18 protein-coding genes and 2 pseudogenes are annotated in these 18,227 nt (G+C 72.3%); 9 read left to right on the top strand and 11 right to left on the bottom strand.

Features of this window, described 5'->3' with window-relative positions:
- A pseudogene (locus DW297_RS18785) lies at positions 1-289 on the top strand (hypothetical protein); the annotation flags it as partial.
- Here the strand turns inward: DW297_RS18785 and DW297_RS18780 are convergent.
- The 4 genes from DW297_RS18780 to DW297_RS04180 form a co-directional block, all read right to left on the bottom strand.
- Positions 280-1,749, bottom strand: coding sequence for a polysaccharide biosynthesis tyrosine autokinase (locus DW297_RS18780; protein WP_168442791.1), 1,470 nt, complete (start codon positions 1,747-1,749; stop codon positions 280-282). The pseudogene DW297_RS18785 and the gene DW297_RS18780 sit on opposite strands and share 10 nt — an antisense overlap.
- Positions 1,750-1,838: 89 nt before the next feature.
- Entirely contained in the window at positions 1,839-2,624 is a 786-nt protein-coding gene (locus tag DW297_RS18775; protein ID WP_240744510.1) for an arsenate reductase/protein-tyrosine-phosphatase family protein, read from the bottom strand.
- Complete coding sequence (locus DW297_RS04185; protein ID WP_136029687.1) at positions 2,621-3,097, bottom strand: VanZ family protein; 477 nt, start codon at positions 3,095-3,097, stop codon at positions 2,621-2,623. Before DW297_RS04185 ends, DW297_RS18775 begins: the two co-directional genes overlap by 4 nt.
- A 35-nt stretch (positions 3,098-3,132) precedes the next feature.
- Positions 3,133-4,071: a Ppx/GppA phosphatase family protein gene (locus DW297_RS04180; protein ID WP_136029684.1), complete on the bottom strand. Its 939-nt coding sequence runs from the start codon at positions 4,069-4,071 to the stop codon at positions 3,133-3,135.
- Between the two features lie 37 nt (positions 4,072-4,108).
- Between DW297_RS04180 and coaA the strand changes: the two genes are divergently transcribed.
- The 8 genes from coaA (at position 4,109) to DW297_RS04140 (ending at position 12,719) form a co-directional block, all read left to right on the top strand.
- The gene (coaA, locus tag DW297_RS04175; protein WP_240744509.1) at positions 4,109-5,050 is read left to right on the top strand and encodes a type I pantothenate kinase; all 942 of its coding nucleotides are present in this window, start codon (positions 4,109-4,111) and stop codon (positions 5,048-5,050) included.
- A 64-nt stretch (positions 5,051-5,114) separates the two neighbouring features.
- The gene (gene glmS / locus DW297_RS04170) at positions 5,115-6,962 is read left to right on the top strand and encodes a glutamine--fructose-6-phosphate transaminase (isomerizing) (protein ID WP_136029681.1); all 1,848 of its coding nucleotides are present in this window, start codon (positions 5,115-5,117) and stop codon (positions 6,960-6,962) included.
- A gap of 72 nt (positions 6,963-7,034) precedes the next feature.
- Positions 7,035-7,394, top strand: a complete 360-nt coding sequence (locus tag DW297_RS04165) for a holo-ACP synthase (RefSeq protein WP_136029679.1) — start codon at positions 7,035-7,037, stop codon at positions 7,392-7,394.
- Complete coding sequence (gene alr / locus DW297_RS04160; protein WP_136029677.1) at positions 7,391-8,497, top strand: alanine racemase; 1,107 nt, start codon at positions 7,391-7,393, stop codon at positions 8,495-8,497. Before DW297_RS04165 ends, alr begins: the two co-directional genes overlap by 4 nt.
- Positions 8,494-8,988: a tRNA (adenosine(37)-N6)-threonylcarbamoyltransferase complex ATPase subunit type 1 TsaE gene (tsaE, locus tag DW297_RS04155; protein ID WP_372490575.1), complete on the top strand. Its 495-nt coding sequence runs from the start codon at positions 8,494-8,496 to the stop codon at positions 8,986-8,988. The genes alr and tsaE overlap by 4 nt, the downstream gene beginning before the upstream one ends.
- The gene (locus tag DW297_RS04150; protein ID WP_136029675.1) at positions 8,985-9,785 is read left to right on the top strand and encodes a response regulator transcription factor; all 801 of its coding nucleotides are present in this window, start codon (positions 8,985-8,987) and stop codon (positions 9,783-9,785) included. The genes tsaE and DW297_RS04150 overlap by 4 nt, the downstream gene beginning before the upstream one ends.
- Positions 9,786-9,993: 208 nt before the next feature.
- Complete coding sequence (locus DW297_RS04145) at positions 9,994-11,586, top strand: sensor histidine kinase (RefSeq protein WP_136029663.1); 1,593 nt, start codon at positions 9,994-9,996, stop codon at positions 11,584-11,586.
- Positions 11,583-12,719 (top strand): hypothetical protein, encoded by a 1,137-nt coding sequence (locus DW297_RS04140; protein WP_136029660.1) that lies wholly within the window; start codon positions 11,583-11,585, stop codon positions 12,717-12,719. The genes DW297_RS04145 and DW297_RS04140 overlap by 4 nt, the downstream gene beginning before the upstream one ends.
- 4 nt (positions 12,720-12,723) lie before the next feature.
- On the opposite strand, the gene csrA is transcribed toward DW297_RS04140, so the two are convergent.
- From csrA to DW297_RS04105, 7 genes and pseudogenes are all read right to left on the bottom strand, one after another.
- Positions 12,724-12,975 carry a carbon storage regulator CsrA gene (gene csrA, locus DW297_RS19300; RefSeq protein ID WP_136029658.1) on the bottom strand — a complete coding sequence of 84 codons (252 nt, stop codon included), beginning with the start codon at positions 12,973-12,975 and terminating at the stop codon, positions 12,724-12,726.
- A gap of 4 nt (positions 12,976-12,979) precedes the next feature.
- Complete coding sequence (locus DW297_RS04130) at positions 12,980-15,043, bottom strand: flagellar biosynthesis protein FlhA (protein WP_136029655.1); 2,064 nt, start codon at positions 15,041-15,043, stop codon at positions 12,980-12,982.
- On the bottom strand, positions 15,040-16,131 hold the full coding sequence (locus tag DW297_RS04125) for an EscU/YscU/HrcU family type III secretion system export apparatus switch protein (protein WP_136029653.1): 1,092 nt from the start codon (positions 16,129-16,131) through the stop codon (positions 15,040-15,042). The genes DW297_RS04130 and DW297_RS04125 overlap by 4 nt, the downstream gene beginning before the upstream one ends.
- Positions 16,128-16,889, bottom strand: coding sequence for a flagellar biosynthetic protein FliR (locus DW297_RS04120; protein ID WP_136029651.1), 762 nt, complete (start codon positions 16,887-16,889; stop codon positions 16,128-16,130). Before DW297_RS04120 ends, DW297_RS04125 begins: the two co-directional genes overlap by 4 nt.
- Positions 16,890-16,893: 4 nt before the next feature.
- Positions 16,894-17,166, bottom strand: coding sequence for a flagellar biosynthesis protein FliQ (gene fliQ / locus DW297_RS04115; protein WP_136029649.1), 273 nt, complete (start codon positions 17,164-17,166; stop codon positions 16,894-16,896).
- Entirely contained in the window at positions 17,163-17,978 is an 816-nt protein-coding gene (gene fliP, locus DW297_RS04110) for a flagellar type III secretion system pore protein FliP (RefSeq protein ID WP_136029647.1), read from the bottom strand. Before fliP ends, fliQ begins: the two co-directional genes overlap by 4 nt.
- Positions 17,975-18,227: pseudogene (locus DW297_RS04105) on the bottom strand (hypothetical protein); the annotation flags it as partial. The gene fliP and the pseudogene DW297_RS04105, both read right to left, overlap by 4 nt.

The following is an 18,227-nucleotide window of genomic DNA, read 5'->3' as shown; positions in this document are numbered from 1 at the left end:
GATGACGGTGACGAGGGGCGTGCGCACGGCCGTGGTCGACGCGCTCGACCTCGGCGACGGGCGCCTGGCCCTGCTGCGCCGCACCGACGACGGCAGCAGCGTGCACGTGCTCGACGGCATCGGACCGGCCGTGTGGCGCGCGGCCGACGGGCGCCCGCTCGACGACATCACGGCGGAGGTCGTGAGGGTGCACGGCCGGCCGGAAGGCGCGGACGCCGGAGCCCTCGTCGCGGCGGCCGCGGAGACGCTGCGCACGGACGGCCTGCTGCGGCGGGTGCCTCAGACCTGAGCCGTGCCCCGGCGGCGCACGCCCGGCGTCTGTCCGGCGTCGGAAGGCGGGTCGGCCGGTGCGTCGTCCGGCTCCGCGTACCGCTCGTACGCGCCGTAGTACTCGCGGCCGTAGTACGCCGACTCGGCGCCCTTGCGCGGCACGCGGTTCAGCACGACGCCGAGCACGCGGCCGGTGGTGCGCGTGATGTTGGCGATCGCGCGCTGCAGCATGTCGAACGTGGTCTTGCCGGACGACACGACGATCAGCACGCCGTCAGCGCCGGCGGCGAGCACCGCCGCATCGGTCACCGGCAGCACGGGCGGGGAGTCGAGGATCACGATGGCCGACGAGCTGATCTCGGCCAGGAAGTCGCGCATGCGCTTCGAGCCCAGCAGCTCGCTGGGGTTCGGCGGGATGCGCCCCGCCCCCACCACGGCCAGCGGCACGTCGCGCGAGGGGCGGTGCGCCACGTCCTGCAGCTCCGCCCGCCCGGCGAGCACGTCGGTCAGCCCGACGTCGCGGGACATGCCGAAGATGTCGGCGATGACGGGACGCCGCAGATCGCAGTCGATCAGGATCGCCCACTGCCCGGCGGCCGCGAGGCTCGAGGCGAGGTTGACCGACACGGTCGACTTGCCGTCGCCCGGCACCGAGCTGGTCACGACGATCACCCGCGGCGGGTGATCGACGTCGATGAACTGCAGGTTCGTGCGCAGCTCGCGCATCGACTCGATCGTGTGGTGGGAGACGCCGTGCTGCGACTCGAGCGAGAAGTCGATCACCTGCCGCTCGTCGGACATCGACTTCTCCAGCGGCAGCGTCCCGATGACGGAGACGCCGGTCTCGCGCTCGATGTCGCGGGGGTGGCGGACCCGCCGGTCGACCGTGTGCCGCACGAACGCGTAGACCAGGCCCAGCGCGAGTCCGGCGAGCGCGCCGATGAGGACGGCGATGCGCGTGTTGGGGGAGGAGGGTTCGGTGGGCAGGCGCGCGGAGTCGCCCACCACGAGGGAGATCGCGGCCGGGGTCGACGAGGTGCCGCCCTCGAGCTTGTCGATCTCGATCGCCATGCCGTCGAGCCAGGCCTGCGCCAGCGCCTGTGCCTCCTGCGGCGTCGGTCCCTTCGCGGTGACCTGCAGGGCGGTCGTGTCGAGCGGATTGGTCACGGTCACCCGGTTCACGAGCACGTCGGGGGTCGTGTCCAGCCCGAGCTCGTCGATCGCGTGCTCGGCGACCGCCCGCCACGAGCCGATGTTGAGGTACGACTTCACCCTGCTCTGCGCGAGCTGATTGCCCACCAGGGCGGAGCCGCTCGAGCCGTCTCCGCCGGCCGCCGTGACGATGCCGGTGGTGTCGGCGGAGTACACGCGCGGCTGCAGGGCGGTCCATCCGAACGCGGCGGCGGCGCCGACCAGCGTGGCCACCACGATCACGATCCAGTGCGCGCGCACGATGCGCACGTAGTCTCTCAGTTCCACGGTTTCCGCCCCTCGCGCATCCCTCGGGGAGCACGGGATGCCTGCATGACCATGAGCATACGGTGATCGTCCGTGCGGACGGGTGCGTCTCAGCCGATGGCGTCGCGCACGACCCGCTCGACCTCGGCCAGCGCCGGGGTGAGCTGCGATGCCGAGAGCGCGTAGGTCTCGCGCGAGCGGCGGTACGGGTCGATCACGTCGTCGTCCTCCGGCTGCGAGGGGGTGAGTCCGCGCTGGTCGTTGAGCGCGCGCAGCACGGCGGCGAACCGGTCGGCAGGGGCGTCGCCTGCGGCATCGGCTGCCGCCCTCGCGTCCGCACTGGTCAGCGTGGACGCGAGCCGGGCGAACTCGCGCACCGTGAACGTGCGCCGCAGGATGCTCGGCAGCATCTTCACCGCGTGCGAGCGGTGCTCCCTGGCCATGGTCAGCACGAGGTCGGTGTCGGCGAGCAGCGGCTCGACCAGGTAGCGCGCCTGGTGGGCGGCGGCGATCGACGGCTCGACGCCCGCCGTGGCCGCGAGCTCGAGCGCCGGCTCCGGCATGCCGTGGCCCACCAGCGCGTGCGTCCCCGCGCTGTGCACGCGCACGCCCAGCGGCTCGAGCGAGCGGCGGAGCATCACCTCGGCCAGCGGCGAGCGGCAGATGTTGCCCGTGCAGACGGTGAGGATCGTGAGGCGGTGGCCGGGGTCGCCGCCCGCGTCCGGGCGCAGCAGCGCGTCGAGCGGGCCGGGCGCCGGGGCGTCCGCGTGCGCGTTCTCGGATTCGGGGGAGGGGGAAGGGGAGGCGGAGGACGCTCCGGGCGTCGTCGCCCGGAGCTCGCGCCATTCCCTGCGGCTCATGCCGGCCGGAGGGCCGTCGGGGTGGGGCGTGGTCACGACACCAGCCTACGGCGGGCCGCCGCCGGACGATCACCCGCCACCAGCTGGAGCAGCACCAGGGCGAGCACCGCGCCGATCAGCGTGCCCGAGGTGTTGGCGATGATGTCGCTGAGGGCCGGGACGCGCGAGGGCATGAGCCCCTGGACCGCTTCGATGACCACGCTCATCAGACCGCCGAAGAGCACCACCTGCCACAGGCGCAGCCGCGGGAGGGCGAGCGCGAGCAGCAGGCCCACCGGCACGAACAGGGCGACGTTGGCGAGGATCTCCAGCACCACGGCGCTGCGCTCGTACGAGGCGATGCCCGCATCGGACACCCACGCGGCCATGACGCCCACCAGCCCCGTGACCTTGGCCGAGACCGAGGCGGGGAGCCAGACGGTGAAGCCGACGAACAGCAGGTAGCCGACGAGGGCGAGACGCGCCGTCACCGTGCCCGCGCGCGAGGGGGCGACGGCGGGGGAGGTCATGCGGTCATGCTAGCGGCGGGGGGTGTGCGCCCCTCTCAGGTTCGCGCGCCGCTGTGCTCCTCGATGTAGCGCAGCAGCACGCCCTCGCGCAGGGCCCACGGGGAGACCTCCAGCTCGTCCACCTGCAGGGCGCTCATCGCGGTGTGCAGAGCGACCGCGGCCGCCACGATCTGGAACGTGCGATCGGGGGTGATGCCGGGCAGCTCCTGTCTGGCCGAGGCGGGCAGGCGGGCGAGCCGCGGGATCCAGGAGCCGAGCGCCGCGCGGGGCAGCAGCATCCGGTCGCTGCCCGACCACCCGGGCGCCGGGTAGCCCACCAGACGCGCGAGCGAGCGGATGGCCTTGGACGATCCGACGACGTGGTCGGGGCGGGGCAGGGCGCGGAACCGGGGCAGCACCTCGGCGAGCGTCGTCTCGGCGTGCGCGCGCAACCGCTCGACGTCGGCTTCGCCGGGCGGGTCGTCGGGGAGGAACTGCACGGTCATGCGGCCGGCGCCCAGCGGGACGGAGGCGGCGGCGTCGGGCAGCTCCTCCGCCCCCGCGGCGATCTCCAGCGAGCCGCCGCCGATGTCGAGCAGCAGCAGCTGTCCGGCCGACCACCCGAACCACCGCCGCACCGCGAGGAACGTCAGCTCCGCCTCGGTCTCGCCGTCGAGCACCTGCAGCGGCTGCCCGAGCGCGGCTTCGATGCGGGCGATGACCTCGGCGCCGTTGCGGGCGTCGCGCACGGCGCTCGTCGCGGTGGCGAGCAGCTCGTCGACCCGCTCCGCCTCGGCGACGCGGCGGGCCTGGGCCACGGCGGCCTCGAGCGCGGCGACGCCCTCCTCCGAGATGGCGCCGTCGGGGGTGAGGTAGCGCATGAGGCGCAGCACCGTCCGGTCGCTGGTCGTCGCGAGCGGGCGGCCGCCGGGACGCACGTCGGCCGCGAGCATGTGGACGGTGTTGGATCCGATGTCGAGGACTCCCAGGCGCACGGGAAGAGACTACTCGCGCGCCGTTACGATGGTGCACGTGACCCCCGACCCCACGCTGCCGTTGTCGCCGTACCGGGAGATCGGCCGAGCCGAGTGGGCGCGTCTGGCCGCGGGCCTCGACCAGCCCCTCACCGAGACCGAGGTCGTGGAGCTGCGCGGCATCGGCGACCGGCTCGACCTCACCGAGGTGCGCGAGGTGTACCTGCCGCTGAGCCGCCTGCTGAGCCTCTACGCCTCGGCGACCAAGCAGCTCGGCGCGGCGACCTCGACCTTCCTGCAGGAGGACGACAGCACGACGCCGTTCGTGGTCGGCGTCGCCGGATCGGTCGCGGTGGGCAAGTCCACGATCGCCCGGCTGCTGCGCGAGCTCATGAGCCGCTGGCCGGGCACGCCACGCGTCGAGCTGGTGACCACCGACGGCTTCCTCTATCCGAACGCCGAGCTGGAGCGCCGCGGGCTCATGGACCGCAAGGGCTTCCCCGAGTCGTACGACCGGCGCGCGCTGATCGAGTTCCTGACTGAGGTCAAGAGCGGCGCCCCCGAGGTGCGCGCGCCGTTCTACTCCCACATGCGCTACGACATCGTGCCTGACGCGCACGTCGTGGTGCGGCGACCCGACGTGGTGATCGTGGAGGGGCTGAACGTGCTGCAGCCGCCGCCCGCGCCCAACGACGTCGCGGTCAGCGACCTGTTCGACTTCTCGATCTTCGTCGACGCCGAGACGTCGCACATCGAGAAGTGGTACGTCGACCGCTTCCTCGCGCTGCGGCAGGGCGCGTTCAGCAATCCGTCGTCCTACTTCAACGTGTTCGCGCACCTCACCGACGAGGAGGCGATCACCACGGCGCTCGGGTACTGGAACGAGATCAACATGCCCAACCTGGTCGAGAACGTGATGCCCACCCGGCATCGCGCACGCCTGGTGCTGCGCAAGGGGCCGGACCACGACGTGGAGAGCGTGCTGCTGCGCAAGCTGTGACGCCGCGCCGTCGGCGCTCTATTGTTCGGACGACTCGCAAAAATCGCGTCTTACCCTGTATCTCATGTGTGGAATCGTCGGATACGTGGGCCCGCGGCCCAGCCAGGACATCCTTCTCGCCGGTCTCGCCCGGCTCGAGTACCGCGGCTATGACTCCGCGGGCATCGCCGTGATCGACGGCGACGGCGAGCTGGGGATGCGCAAGAAGGCCGGCAAGCTGGCCGTGCTGCGCGACTCGCTCGGCGACGCGCCGCTGCCCGACGGCACCACCGGCATCGGCCACACGCGCTGGGCCACCCACGGCGGGCCCACCGACGGCAACGCCCACCCGCACCTCGCCGACGACGACAAGCTCGCCGTGATCCACAACGGCATCATCGAGAACTTCGCCGCGCTGCGCGACGAGCTGCTCGCCGACGGCGTCGTGTTCCGCAGCGAGACCGACACCGAGGTGGCCGCGGCCCTGCTCGGCCGCGAGTACGCCGGCAACGGCGGCGACCTCGAGCTCGCCTTCCGCTCGGTCGTGAACCGCCTCGAGGGTGCCTTCACCCTGCTCGCGATGCACCAGGACCACCCCGGCCTCGTCGTCGGCGCCCGCCGCAACTCCCCGCTCGTGATCGGCCTGGGCGAGGGCGAGAACTTCCTCGGCTCCGACGTCGCGGCCTTCGTCGAGCACACCCGCCAGGCGCTCGCGATCGGTCAGGACCAGATCGTGTCGATCACGCCCGACGCCGTGACCGTGATCGACTTCGCCGGCACCCCGGTCACCCCGGAGCCCTTCGACGTGTCGTGGGATGCCGCCGCCGCCGAGAAGGGCGGCTGGTCGAGCTTCATGGCCAAGGAGGTCGCCGAGCAGCCCGAGGCCGTGGCCAACACGATCCGCGGTCGCATCCAGGACGGGCAGGTCGTGATCCCCGAGCTCGACGGGCTCGACGAGCTGTTCACCGGCATCAACCGCGTCATCATCACCGCGTGCGGCACCGCGTCGTACGCCGCCCTCGTCGGCAAGTACGCCATCGAGCAGTGGGCACGCGTCGCGGTCGACGTCGAGCTCGCGCACGAGTTCCGCTACCGCGACCCCGTGATCGGCGCCGACACCCTGGTCGTGTCGATCAGCCAGTCAGGCGAGACCATGGACACGCTCATGGCCGTCAAGTACGCCCGCGAGCGCGGCGCGCGCACCCTCTCGGTGTGCAACACGCAGGGCGCCACCATCCCGCGCGAGTCCGACGCGGTCGTCTACACGCACGCCGGACCGGAGGTCGCGGTCGCGTCGACCAAGGCGTTCTCGGCACAGATCACGGCGCTGCTGCTGCTCGGCCTGCACATGGGTCGCGTGCGCGGCACGGTCGCCGACGCGTCCACCGACGTCGCCGAGCTGCTGGCCCTGCCCGAGAAGGTCGCCGCGGTGCTGGAGAGCGAGCAGGAGCACGTCACGCAGCTCGCCGGCTGGATGGCCGACACCCGCTCCGTGCTGTTCCTCGGTCGCCACGTGGGCTACCCGATCGCGCTGGAGGGCGCGCTCAAGCTCAAGGAGATCTCCTACATCCACGCCGAGGGTTTCGCCGCCGGCGAGCTCAAGCACGGCCCGATCGCGCTGATCGAGCCGGGGCAGCCGGTGTTCGTGCTGGTGCCGTCGCCGCGCCACTCCGCGCTCGTGCACTCGAAGGTCGTCTCCAACATCCAGGAGATCCGCGCGCGCGGCGCCCGGGTCATCGTGGTGGCGGAGGAGGGCGACGCCGCGGTGCTGCCCTTCGCCGACGAGGTCATCCACATCCCGCTCGCCGGCCCCATGTTCGAGCCGCTGCTGGCCGTGGTGCCGCTGCAGATCTTCGCGATGGCGCTGGCCACCGCCAAGGGGCTCGATGTGGACCAGCCGCGCAACCTGGCCAAGTCCGTCACGGTGGAGTGACCCCGCCCGTCGTCCGCGAACGGCCCCGTCCCGCTCCGGGGCGGGGCCGTTCCGCGCGAGTAGGCTGAACGGGTGATCATCGGCACCGGCATCGACCTCGTGGACATCCCCCGGTTCGAGCGCACGATGACCCGCACGCCCAAGCTCCGCGAGCGGCTGTTCGCCCCCTCGGAGCAGGCGCTCCGACTGCCGTCGTTGGCCGCGCGCTACGCCGCCAAGGAGGCGCTGATCAAGACGCTGGGCGGGTCGGACGGCGTGCACTGGACCGAGATCGAGATCGCCTCCGAGCCCTCGGGGCGGCCGTACTTCGTGCTGTCCGGATCGACGGCGGCGGTCGTCGAGGAGCGCGGCATCGTGACCCTCCACCTCACCCTCACCCACGACGCGGGCCTGGCCGCCGCGTTCGTCGTCGCCGAAGGAGCACCGCTGTGACCGTCCCCTTCCGTGAGGCCGCGATCGACCTCGACGCGATCGCCGACAACGTGCGGCACTTCCGTCGGCTCACCGGGGTCGAGGTGCTCGCGGTGGTGAAGGCCAACGCGTACGGACACGGTGCCGCGGCGACCGCGGTGGCCGCGCTCTCGGCCGGTGCCACCCGGCTCGGGGTCGCCGAGATCCCGGAGGCGCTGGAGCTGCGTCGGCAGGGCGTGCACGCGCCGATCCTCGCCTGGCTGCACGCCCCGGGGGAGCGCTTCACCCAGGCGGCGGCCGAGAACATCGAGCTCGGGATCTCCTCGTTCGACCAGCTGGAGGCGGCGGCGGCCGCGGCGGCGGTCGACAGCCCGGTCGCGGTGCACCTGAAGTTCGAGACGGGGCTGTCGCGCAACGGCATCGCCCCGGGCGACTGGGGGCGGGTGCTGGCCGAGGCCGCGCGGCTCGAACGCATCGGGCGGCTGCGGGTGGTGGGCCTGTTCAGTCACCTGTCGAACACCTCACCCGCCGACGACAGGGCGGCGCTGGCGAAGTTCGAGGAGGGGGTGGCCGCGGCGGCGTCGTTCGGCATCCGCCCGGAGATCCGCCACATCGCCGCGACCGCCGCGGCGATCGACCTGCCGGAGACGCGGCTGGATGCGGTGCGGATCGGCATCGGCCTGTACGGGCAGTCGCCGTTCGACGACCGCTCCTCGGCCGAACTGGGCCTGCGTCCGGCCATGACGCTGCGCGGCGCGGTCGCGGCCGTGCGCCGGGTGCCGGCCGGCACCGGTGTCTCGTACGGTTACGACCATCGCACCGACCGCGACACCACGCTCGTCCTGGTGCCGCTGGGCTACGCCGACGGCGTGCCCCGCAGCGCCTCCGGGCGCCTTCCCGTGTCGATCGGCGGGCGCCGCTTCGTGAACGTCGGCCGCATCGCGATGGACCAGTTCGTGGTGGACGTGGGGGACACCCCCGTCTCGATCGGCGACGAAGTGGTGCTGTTCGGCGATCCGACCCTCGGCGTGCCGTCGGCGCGGGAGTGGGCGGACGCCGCGGGCACGATCGACTACGAGATCGTGACCCGCATCGGACACCGGGTGCCGCGGAGGGCGTCGTGAGCGTCGACCCGGCGTTCCTCGGCCGCCGGGAGATCGCCACCGCGGACGAGATGGAACAGCTCGGCCTGCGGATCGGCGAACAGCTGGAGGCGGGCGACCTGCTCATCCTCACGGGGCCGCTCGGGGCGGGCAAGACCACCTTCACGCGGGGGCTCGCGGAGGGGCTCGGCGTGCGCGGACCCGTGCAGAGCCCCACGTTCGTGATCGCGCGCACCCACCCGTCGCTCGTGGGCGGGGCGCCGCTCGTGCACGTGGACGCCTACCGGCTCGGCTCGGCCGCCGAGCTCGACGACCTCGATCTCGACCTGCAGCGCTCGGTGGTCGTGATCGAATGGGGGCGCGGCATGGCGGAGGAGCTCGCCGACGCGTGGTGGGACATCGAGCTGGAACGCCCGGTCGGCGCGGCCGGAGCCGACGACGACCTCGACCCGTCCGAGCTCGACGCGGACGCCCCGCGCGTGGTCACCATCGTCCGGGAGCAGCGGGCATGACCGCCCGCAGCGTCGGCGACCTGGTCGCGGTCATCATCGAGGACGACCCCGGCGTGCAGTCGCTGCTGGAGGAGGTGTTCCTCGCCGCGGGCTTCGAGGTCGCCGTCACCGGATCGGGGCCGGAGGGCCTCGCGGCGGTCGAACGGCACCAGCCCGTGATCACCACGCTCGACATCAACCTGCCCGGCATCGACGGGTTCGAGGTGGCCCGGCGCATCCGCCGGGTCAGCGACACGTTCATCATCATGCTGTCCGCGCTCGCGGAGGAGTCCGACGTGGTGCTCGGTCTCACCTCGGGCGCCGACGAGTACCTGGTCAAGCCGTTCCGTCCGCGCGAGCTGCGCGCGCGGATCGAGGCGCTCCTGCGGCGACCGCGGCTCCCGGTCGCCACGGCGACGCAGCGTCCGGTCGCGCCCGCGCCGCCGGCCGCCGCGACCGACACGACCGTGTCCACGTGGCGTGGTCGCGTGCATCGCGACCTCAGTCTCGACCTCGACACGCGGCTCGTGCTCGTGGCGCAGCGTCCGGTCGAGCTCACCCCCACGGAGTTCGACCTGCTCGCCGCGCTGCTGGAGTCGCGGCGCCGCGTGTGCAGCAAGGCGGAGCTCGCACGGGGTCTGCGCGGCGCGCCGTCCGGCTCCGCCGACCCCGTCAGCGAACCGGACAAGCGCGCCATCGAGACCCACATGGCCAACCTGCGCCGCAAGCTCGGCGACAGCCCCACCGAGCCGCGCTACATCGAGACCGTGCGCGGCGTCGGCTATCGGCTCACCCCAGCCGGCGATCAACCCGGCTGACAGGGGTTCGAGGCCGCGGCTCCCCCACCGCGGCCTCGGATGCCTGCGAATCCCCACTCGCGCGGCCCCAGCGTCTGCGAAATCCCCAGTCGCAGTGTCGGCCCCCACTCAGAATCGTAGGACGCCGATGTCGCCTGAAGAGCGCGTAGGCCCGATCTTTGAGTAATCTTGCGACAAAGCTGAGGATCGACCAGGAGGCGGGGGCTTCATGATCCGCACAGTGTCGATCTGGCGTTGGCAACTCGTGTTCGCGGGCAGCATCGTCGCCATCGTGGTGATGGTCGCGGGCTTCAAGCCGCACACGCTCACGATCCCGCTGTTCGTGGTCGGGATCGTCCTCGTGGTGGTCACCACGCTCGTCGCCCTGCTCGTGCCGTGGCGCCGGCTTCCGCGCACCGCCGTGACCGCGCTCCCGCTCCTGGACATCCTGGCCGTCGGCTTCACCACCAACGCCCCCGACCTGCGGCTCGGGTTCCTGTGGGTGTTCCCCGTGGTGTGGCTGGCGACCTACTTCTCGATGCCGTGGGTGTTCACCGGTGTCGCCTTCAGCAGCGGCTGTCTGGTGTTCTTCGCCGACCGGTCGGGGGAGCCGGCCGACGTGCTGCTGCGGGTGCTGACGGTCGTGGTGACCCTCAGCTTCCTCGGGGTCACGGTGCGGATCGGCTCGCAGCGGTCGGGTGCCGCGCGACGGCTGCTGCAGCGGCGCTCCGAGCAGGTGAACAGGGCGGCGGAGCGGGCCGAGACCAACCAGCAGCGGGTGACGCAGATCATCGACGCGCTCGGTGTCGCCCTGGTCGTGGTCACCGCACAGGGGCGGATCCTGCAGATGAACGACGCCTACCGCGCGCTGTACGGCCGCGACCGCTACGGGGCCGCCCTGCCCTCCGCCTCGGTCGAGTACGACGCGCGGCGCGGCACCGCCCTGAGCCCCGCGCGCACGACCCTGGCGCGGGCGGCCGCGGGGGAGGAGCTGCGCGCCGAACGGGTGTGGCTGTTCGACGGCGCGGGACAGTGGCGGGCGCTGGAGGTGACCACGCAGGCGATGGCCGGGGCCGGCGAGGGCGAGCACATCGCGCTGGTCGTGATCGACGACGTCACCGCGCTCCTGGAGGCCGCGGAGGAGCGCAGGGCCCTCACCGCGATCGTCTCGCACGAGCTGCGCAACCCGCTCACCGCGATCATCGGGCACGTGGAGCTGCTGCGCGAACGCGACGACCTGCCGGGCCGCGTGCCAGCGCAGGTCGAGGTGATCGCCAACGCGGGGGAGCGGATGCAGGACCTGCTCTCGAGCATGCAGGCGCAGACCCGCAGCTCGCCGGAGCCGTTCGAGCCGGTGGACCTGCGCGAGGTGGTGGAGGCGTCCGCGGCCTCGTTCGCGCCGCTGATCACCGCTGCCCGGCAGGAGCTGAGCCTCGACGGCGCGGACCGCCTGGTCATCACCGGCGACGCGTTCCGGCTGCGCCAGGTGCTCGACAACCTGATCGGCAACGCCGTGAAGTACACCCCGTCCGGCGGCCGCATCCAGGTGCGGGTCGGCGCGGACGATGCCAGGGCCGAGGTGAGCGTGGTCGACACCGGCATGGGCATCGCCCCCGACGAGCTGCCCCGTCTCTTCGAGCCGTACTTCCGCACCGACAGCGCCGTGCGGGGCGGGATCTCCGGCACCGGGCTCGGCATGGGCATCGCGCGGGACATCGTCGTCGCGCACGACGGGGAGATCCTCGTCGACAGCGAGGTGGGCGTCGGCACCACCGTCACCGTGCGCTTCCCGCGCCGTTCCCCGAGGAAGGATCCGGCATGACACCGCTCGTGCCCGTCAACGTCGACGTGACCACCAGCATGGTCGCCGTCGTGACCGTGCTGACCGCGATCGTGATCGGTCTCGCCACCCTGGCGCGCCCGACCAGGGCGACGATCGTGTGGGGCGTGGCCTTCGGGATCGGCATGCTGGGCGCGTACCTGTGGCTGGCCGGGCATCACACCGGCCTCCCGGTCCTGCGGGCCGCCTCGTCGGCGCTGACGGTCGTGTTCATCCCCCTCGTCTGGATCGGCGTGCGGATCCACTTCGGGCGCTCGGCCCCCTGGCTGCCGGTGATCGTGGCGCTGATCGGCGTGCCGGTCGCCCTGGTGTCCACGGCGGGCACGGCCTGGTACCTGCTGGTCTTCCACCTCGTCTTCCTGTCGATGGGCGTGTTCGCCGGGCTCCTCGCGTGGGAGCTGCTTCGCGGGCAGCCTCCCGCGCGCGACGTCGTGATGCCCCTCGCGCTCGCCGCGTGCGGCTTCGCGGTCGTCTCCGTGGTCAGCGGGGCGTCTGCGCTGGTGTCGGGGAGCGTGAGCACCGAGGCGCAGTTGAGCGCCCTGCGGGGCATGAACGCCGTCGGCGCGATCGTGGTGAGCACCTGCGCCGCCTTCACCCTCGTGCTGCTGGTGCGGGTGGAGAGCGCGGCGCGCGGTGACGTCGGGGCGGCCGACCGTGCCAGGGCCCGCCTGCGCAAGGCCGAGGCGCAGAACGACGGGGCGTGGTCGGTGCTGGACGTGCGGCTGGACGACCCCGCCGACCTGCGCGAGGCGTCGAGCAGCGGGGCCTTCCGCCGGATCGTCGACCGCTTCCACGCCGACGTCCAGGAGGCGCTGCCCACCACCGCCGACGCGGAACGGGTGAGTGACGACCGGGTCGTCGTGCTGATCCGCGGCAGCGACGAGGCCGTGCGCTTCCACCTGCGCGCGATCCTGTCCCGGATCTCGGTCATCGACACGGATGCGCCGGTGAGCGGCATCCGCTCCTCGGCCAGCATCGGCTGGGCCACCTCGAGCGTCGCCGGCTACGACTACGACGCGCTGCTGGCGGCGGCGGCCGCCGCCGCGGACCGGGCACGTGCGGCCGGCGGCGACCAGTGGAAGCGCGCCGTGTCCGCCGACCTCTCGCCGGTGTGAACGGCTAGGACCGGCGGTGCTCGCGGCCGCGCGCGAGCGCGGCGGCGATGGCCCCCTCGGCGGTGGCGTCGGTGTCGGCGGCGGCGGAGACGTTCTCGGCGCCGACGGCCTCGATGATCTCGGTGCGCTGGATGCGCGTCTCCCGCGGGGCCTTCACGCCGATCCGCACGCTGTCGCCCTTGATGTCGAGCAGCGTGACCTCGATCTCGCCGTCGATGCGCACGCTCTCACCGATCCGCCTCGTCAACACCAGCATTCGATCAGCCTACTGGTGCGACGGGGGCGGGCCCCAGCGACGCGGTCGAGGCGTCGCGCACCACGCCGATGGTCTCGATCGTCAGCGGCGCCGCGGTGGCCTCGCTGTACGACAGCACCGGCAGGCCGTCGGTCTGCGCCGACACCAGCCGTCGTACGGCCGGCCGCAGCGACGGCGCGCACACCAGCACCGGTTCCGGCCCGTCCGCCTGCGCGGCGACCGCCTGCTTGACCGAGGCGATCACGGCCTCCATGCGCTGCGGCTCGAACACGATCTGGGTGCCGTCGTCGCCCGGCCGCAGGCTCTCCAGCATCGCCTGCTCCAGCAGCGGGTTGATCATGACCACCCGCAGCACGCCGTTCTCCGCGAAGCGCGCGGCGATCGCCGGGCCGAGCGCGGCCCTGGCGGCCTCGATCAGCCCCTCCGGGTCGGTCGAGGTCTTGGCGCGCAGGGCCAGCGCCTCGTAGATGCGGCCGAGGTCGTTGATCGGCACGCGCTCCGCGAGCAGCCCCTGCAGGACGCGCTGGACCTCGGCGAGTGAGAGCTGCGCGGGCGTGAGCTCCTCCACCGCCGACGGCGACACCTGCTTGAGCGCGTCGGTGAGCTGGCGCACGTCCTCCCGCGACAGCAGCCGCGCGGCGTGCGTCTGGATCACGCTCGACAGGTGCGTGACGATCACGCTGGCCCGGTCGATCACGGTCGCTCCGGCGAACTCGGCGCTGTGCCGCATCTCCATCGGGATCCACTTGCCCTCCAACCCGAACACGGGGTCGAGGGCTGCGGCGCCGGGCAGCGACTCGAGTCCCGAGCCGAGCGCGAGCACCGATCCGCCCGGCGCGGTCCCGCGCCCGGTCTCCACCCCGGCGATGCGGATCACGTACGTGGCCTGCGGCAGCTCGATGCTGTCGCGCGTGCGGACGGGCGGGGTGACCAGGCCGAGGTCGAGCGCGATGCGCCGCCGCAGCGCCTTCACGCGCGCGAGCAGGTCGTCGGGGCCGCCGGTGACCAGGTCGACGATGTCGGGCGAGAGGAGGATCTCGAGCGGGTGCACGCGCATGCGTTCGATCAGCTCCTCCGGCTGCTCCGCAGGCGGCGTCACCGGTGCCTTCGCGGCTTCGGCCGCCTCCCGCTTCCTGGTGGCGGTGATGCGCTGGGCGACCAGGAGCAGCAGCGCCCCGATCGCGACGAACGGCAGCATCGGCATGTGCGGGATGAGCGACATGATGATGGCCGCGCACCCGGCGATCAGCAGCGCGTTGCGGGACTGCCCGAGCTGGGCCGATGCGGCCGTGCCCATCTCGGTCTCGGCGGTCGAACGGGTCACGATCATGCCGGTCGACACGGCCATGAGCAGGGCCGGGATCTGCGTGACCAGGCCGTCGCCGATCGTCAGGAGGCTGTACGTGCTCACGGCCTGGTCGATCGACATGCCGTGCTGCACGAGCCCGATCGCGATGCCGCCGACGATGTTGATGATGATGATGACGAGCCCGGCGATCGCGTCGCCCTTCACGAACTTCGAGGCACCGTCCATGGCGCCGTAGAAGTCGGCCTCCGCGGCCACCTCGGCGCGGCGCTGCCTGGCCTCCGTGTCGGTGATGAGTCCCGCGTTGAGATCGGCGTCGATGGCCATCTGCTTGCCGGGCATCGCGTCGAGCGTGAACCGGGCGCCGACCTCGGCCACGCGCTCGGCACCCTTCGTGACGACGACGAACTGGATGACCACGAGGATGAGGAACACGACCGCGCCGATGATGAGCGAGCCGCCGACCGCGATGGCCCCGAACGCCTCGATGACCTGCCCCGCGTACGCCTCGCCCAGCACGAGCCGGGTGGACGCGACGTTCAGGCCGAGACGGAACAGCGTCGCCACCAGCAGCAGCGAGGGGAACACCGAGAAGTCGAGCGGCTTCTTCACGAACATCGACGTGAGCAGGATCACCAGCGCGAACATGATGTTGAGGATGATGAGCACGTCGAGCAGGAACGGCGGCACCGGGACGACGAGCAGCATGATGATGCCGACCACCCCGATCGGCACCATCAGCGTGGTGAGCATCTTCTTCATGCGGTCCTCCGGTAGGGGAGCGAGTGGATGCCGCGGGCGGCGCCGCGACGCCGCAGGGCGTCGACGAACACGAGCACGCGCGCCACGGCGTTGTACAGGTCTTCGGGGATCTCGTGTCCCAGCTCGCACGCGGCGTGCAGGGATCGCGCGAGGGTGATGTCGCGCACGAGGGGCACCCCGGCCTCGAGCGCCTTCTCGCGGATGCGCTCGGCGATCACCCCGCTGCCCTTCGCGACCACGCGGGGCGCGGAGGTGCCGGCCTCGTAGCTCAGTGCGATCGCGATGTGGGTGGGGTTGACCACCACGACGTCGGAGTTCGCGACCGCCGCGATCATCCGGTTGCGGCTCACGGCGAGCTGGCGCGACCGGCGCTGCTGGCGGATCAGGGGGTCGCCCTCCGAGTTCTTGTTCTCGTCGCGCACTTCCTTCTTGGTCATGCGCGTGTGCTTGCGGTTGCGGCGCATCACCACGAACAGGTCGATCGCGGCGAGGACCAGGCCCACGCCGATCGCGGTCTGCAGGAGGGCGGCGGTGCCCTCGGCCGCGGTGCCCAGCAGACGGGAGATCGAGTGCGCGCCGCTCGCGGTCAGCACCGGCATGAGCCCGGCGATCACGAACCACAGCGCGAGCGCGATCGCTGCCGTCTTGAGCAGCGCCTTCGCGCCCTCCCAGAGCGCCTGCAGGCCGAACACCCGCCGCATGCCCGAGACGAGGTTGAACTGCTCGTAGCGTCCGGTGAGCTTGCGCAGGTGCACGCCGCCCTGCACCACCGCGCCGAGCAGGGTGACGACCGCGACGGCGGCCAGCAGCGCGCCGAGCGTGGGCAGGACCGACGCGAGCCCGCGGCCCAGCGCGCCGAGCGCGGCCTCGGGCGACGGCGTCCGCATGAGCGAGGTGAGCGAGATGAGCTGCTCGGTGCCCGCGGCGGTGCCCGCAGCGATCGCGGCGGGCATCATGACGGCCGCGGCGCCGATGCCGAGCCACGCCGTGAGGTCCTGGCTGCGGGCGAGGCGACCCTTCTGCCGGGCTTCGCGCAGGTGCTTGTCGGTCGCCTTCTCGCTGCGCTCCCCGCTGTCGGCGTCGCTCACGGCGTCACCCCCTGCATCAGCCGGAAGGCCTGGGAGGCGAGCGCGTCGATGATGCCGGGGAACGCCAGGTACACGGCACCGGCGAGCAGCAGGGTCAGCAGGATCTTCACCGGAAAGCCCATCGCGAAGGCGTTCAGCGCGGGCGCGACCCGGGTGATCAGGCCGAGGCCCACGTCGGCCAGGAACAGCACGAGCACGAGCGGGCCCGCGATCTGCACGGCCGCGAGCACCATCTGCGACACCCCGTCCACGAGCAGCTCGACGGGCCCGGCGACCGCGAAGATGCCGTCGACGGGCACCGCGTCGAAGCTGCGCGCGAGCCCTGCGAGGATCAGCTGGTAGCCGCCGGAGGCGAACAGCAGCGTCAGCGCCGTCAGGTGGAACAGGCGGGTGAACTGGGCGCCGTTGACCATCGCCGCCGGGTCGAACGCCTGGGCGAGCTGGAACCCGCCGAACACGTCGATCAGGCTGCCGGCGGCCTGCAGCGCCGCGAAGCACATCATCACCAGGAAACCCAGCAGCGCGCCGGTGAGCACCTGGAGCACGAGCGCGCCGAGGAACGCGCCGGTGTCCAGCGGCTCGTAGCCGGGGGCGACGGCCGCGCCCACCGCGAGGGACAGCCCGATCGACAGCATGGCCTTCACGCGCACCGGGATCGCGCCGTAGGAGAACGGCGGGGCGATCATGATGAACGCCGTGATGCGCACGGCCGCGAGCATCGTGGCCTCCAGCCACGCGAAGTCGATCGGGATGTACACGCGCTCACCCGCTCAGCAGTGCCGGGATCCGGGCGAACATCTCGTTCGTGAAGGCGATGATCTCCGCGATCATCCAGTTGCCCGCGATCAGCAGGGCGATGCCCACCGCGACGATTTTCGGCACGAACGACAGCGTCACCTCCTGCACCTGGGTGATGGACTGCAGCAGCGAGATCGCGAAGCCCACCACGAGCGCGGTCACGAGCATGGGCGCGGCGAGCTTGGCCGCGATGAGCAGCCCCTGCGCGCCGATGTCGAGCACGGCCTCCGGGCTCATCCCACACCTCCGTAGCTCTCCAGGAGGGCCTTGATGATGAGCCCCCAGCCGTCCACGAGGATGAACAGCAGGATCTTGAACGGCAGCGAGATCATGACCGGCGGGAGCATCATCATGCCCATCGACATCAGCGCGGCCGCCACGACCAGGTCGATCACCAGGAACGGCACGAAGATCACGAAGCCGATGATGAACGCGGCCCGCAGCTCGGAGATCATGAACGCGGGGATCAGGGTGTACATCGGCACGCTCGCCGCGTCGTCGGGGTTGTCCTGACCGGCCATGCGGGTCATGAGCGCGAGGTCCTCCTCGCGCGTGTAGTGCAGCATCCACTCGCGCAGCGGGCCCTGGCCGATGTCGACCGCCTGCGTGAACGTGAGGGCGCCGTCGATGTAGGGCTGCACCGCGAGCGTGTTGATCTCGGTGAGCACGGGCCACATGATGAACAGCGACAGGAACAGCGACAGGCCCGCCAGCACCTGGTTCGGCGGGATCGTCGGCAGGGACAGCGCGTTGCGGGTCATCGCCAGCACCACGAAGATCTTCGTGAACGACGACATCATCAGCAGCAGCGCCGGAGCGACCGACAGCAGCGTGATGCCGAGCAGCGTGAGGATGGAGCCGGACGGGCTGCCGTCGACGCCGTTGATGTCGATCGAGACGCCCTCGCCCTGGTCGTCGGGCAGCACCTCGGCGTGCGCGGGACCGCCGCTGCACAGCACGAGCACCGCGACCACGAGCAGCACCGCGGACGCGACGGCGAGCAGCCGCCACGGCGCGCGACGAGGCTCGACGGCCCGGGCTGCGGTCATCGTGCGCGCCGGAGGGCCTCGGCGGTCTGCCGCCAGGTGTCGGGGGAGAGGATGGAGCCGCGCAGGGGGTCGTTGCGGTGCCGCACGCGACGGCGCAGCTCGGTGCCGTCGCCCGGGGTCGCGGGGCGTGCGGGGGTGCCGGTGAGTGCGGGGGTCGCGGGCGTGCCGGAGGTCGCGGGGGTCGCGGGGGTGCCGGTGAGCGCGGCTGCGGCGAGGATGCGCTCGAACTCCGCGGCGTCGGCGGCGGCG

The sequence above is a fragment of the Microbacterium sp. PF5 genome, assembly GCF_004794315.1.
In the GTDB taxonomy this organism is placed as follows: Bacteria; Actinomycetota; Actinomycetes; order Actinomycetales; family Microbacteriaceae; genus Microbacterium; species Microbacterium sufflavum.
This window is presented reverse-complemented; position numbering and strand designations above follow the sequence as displayed.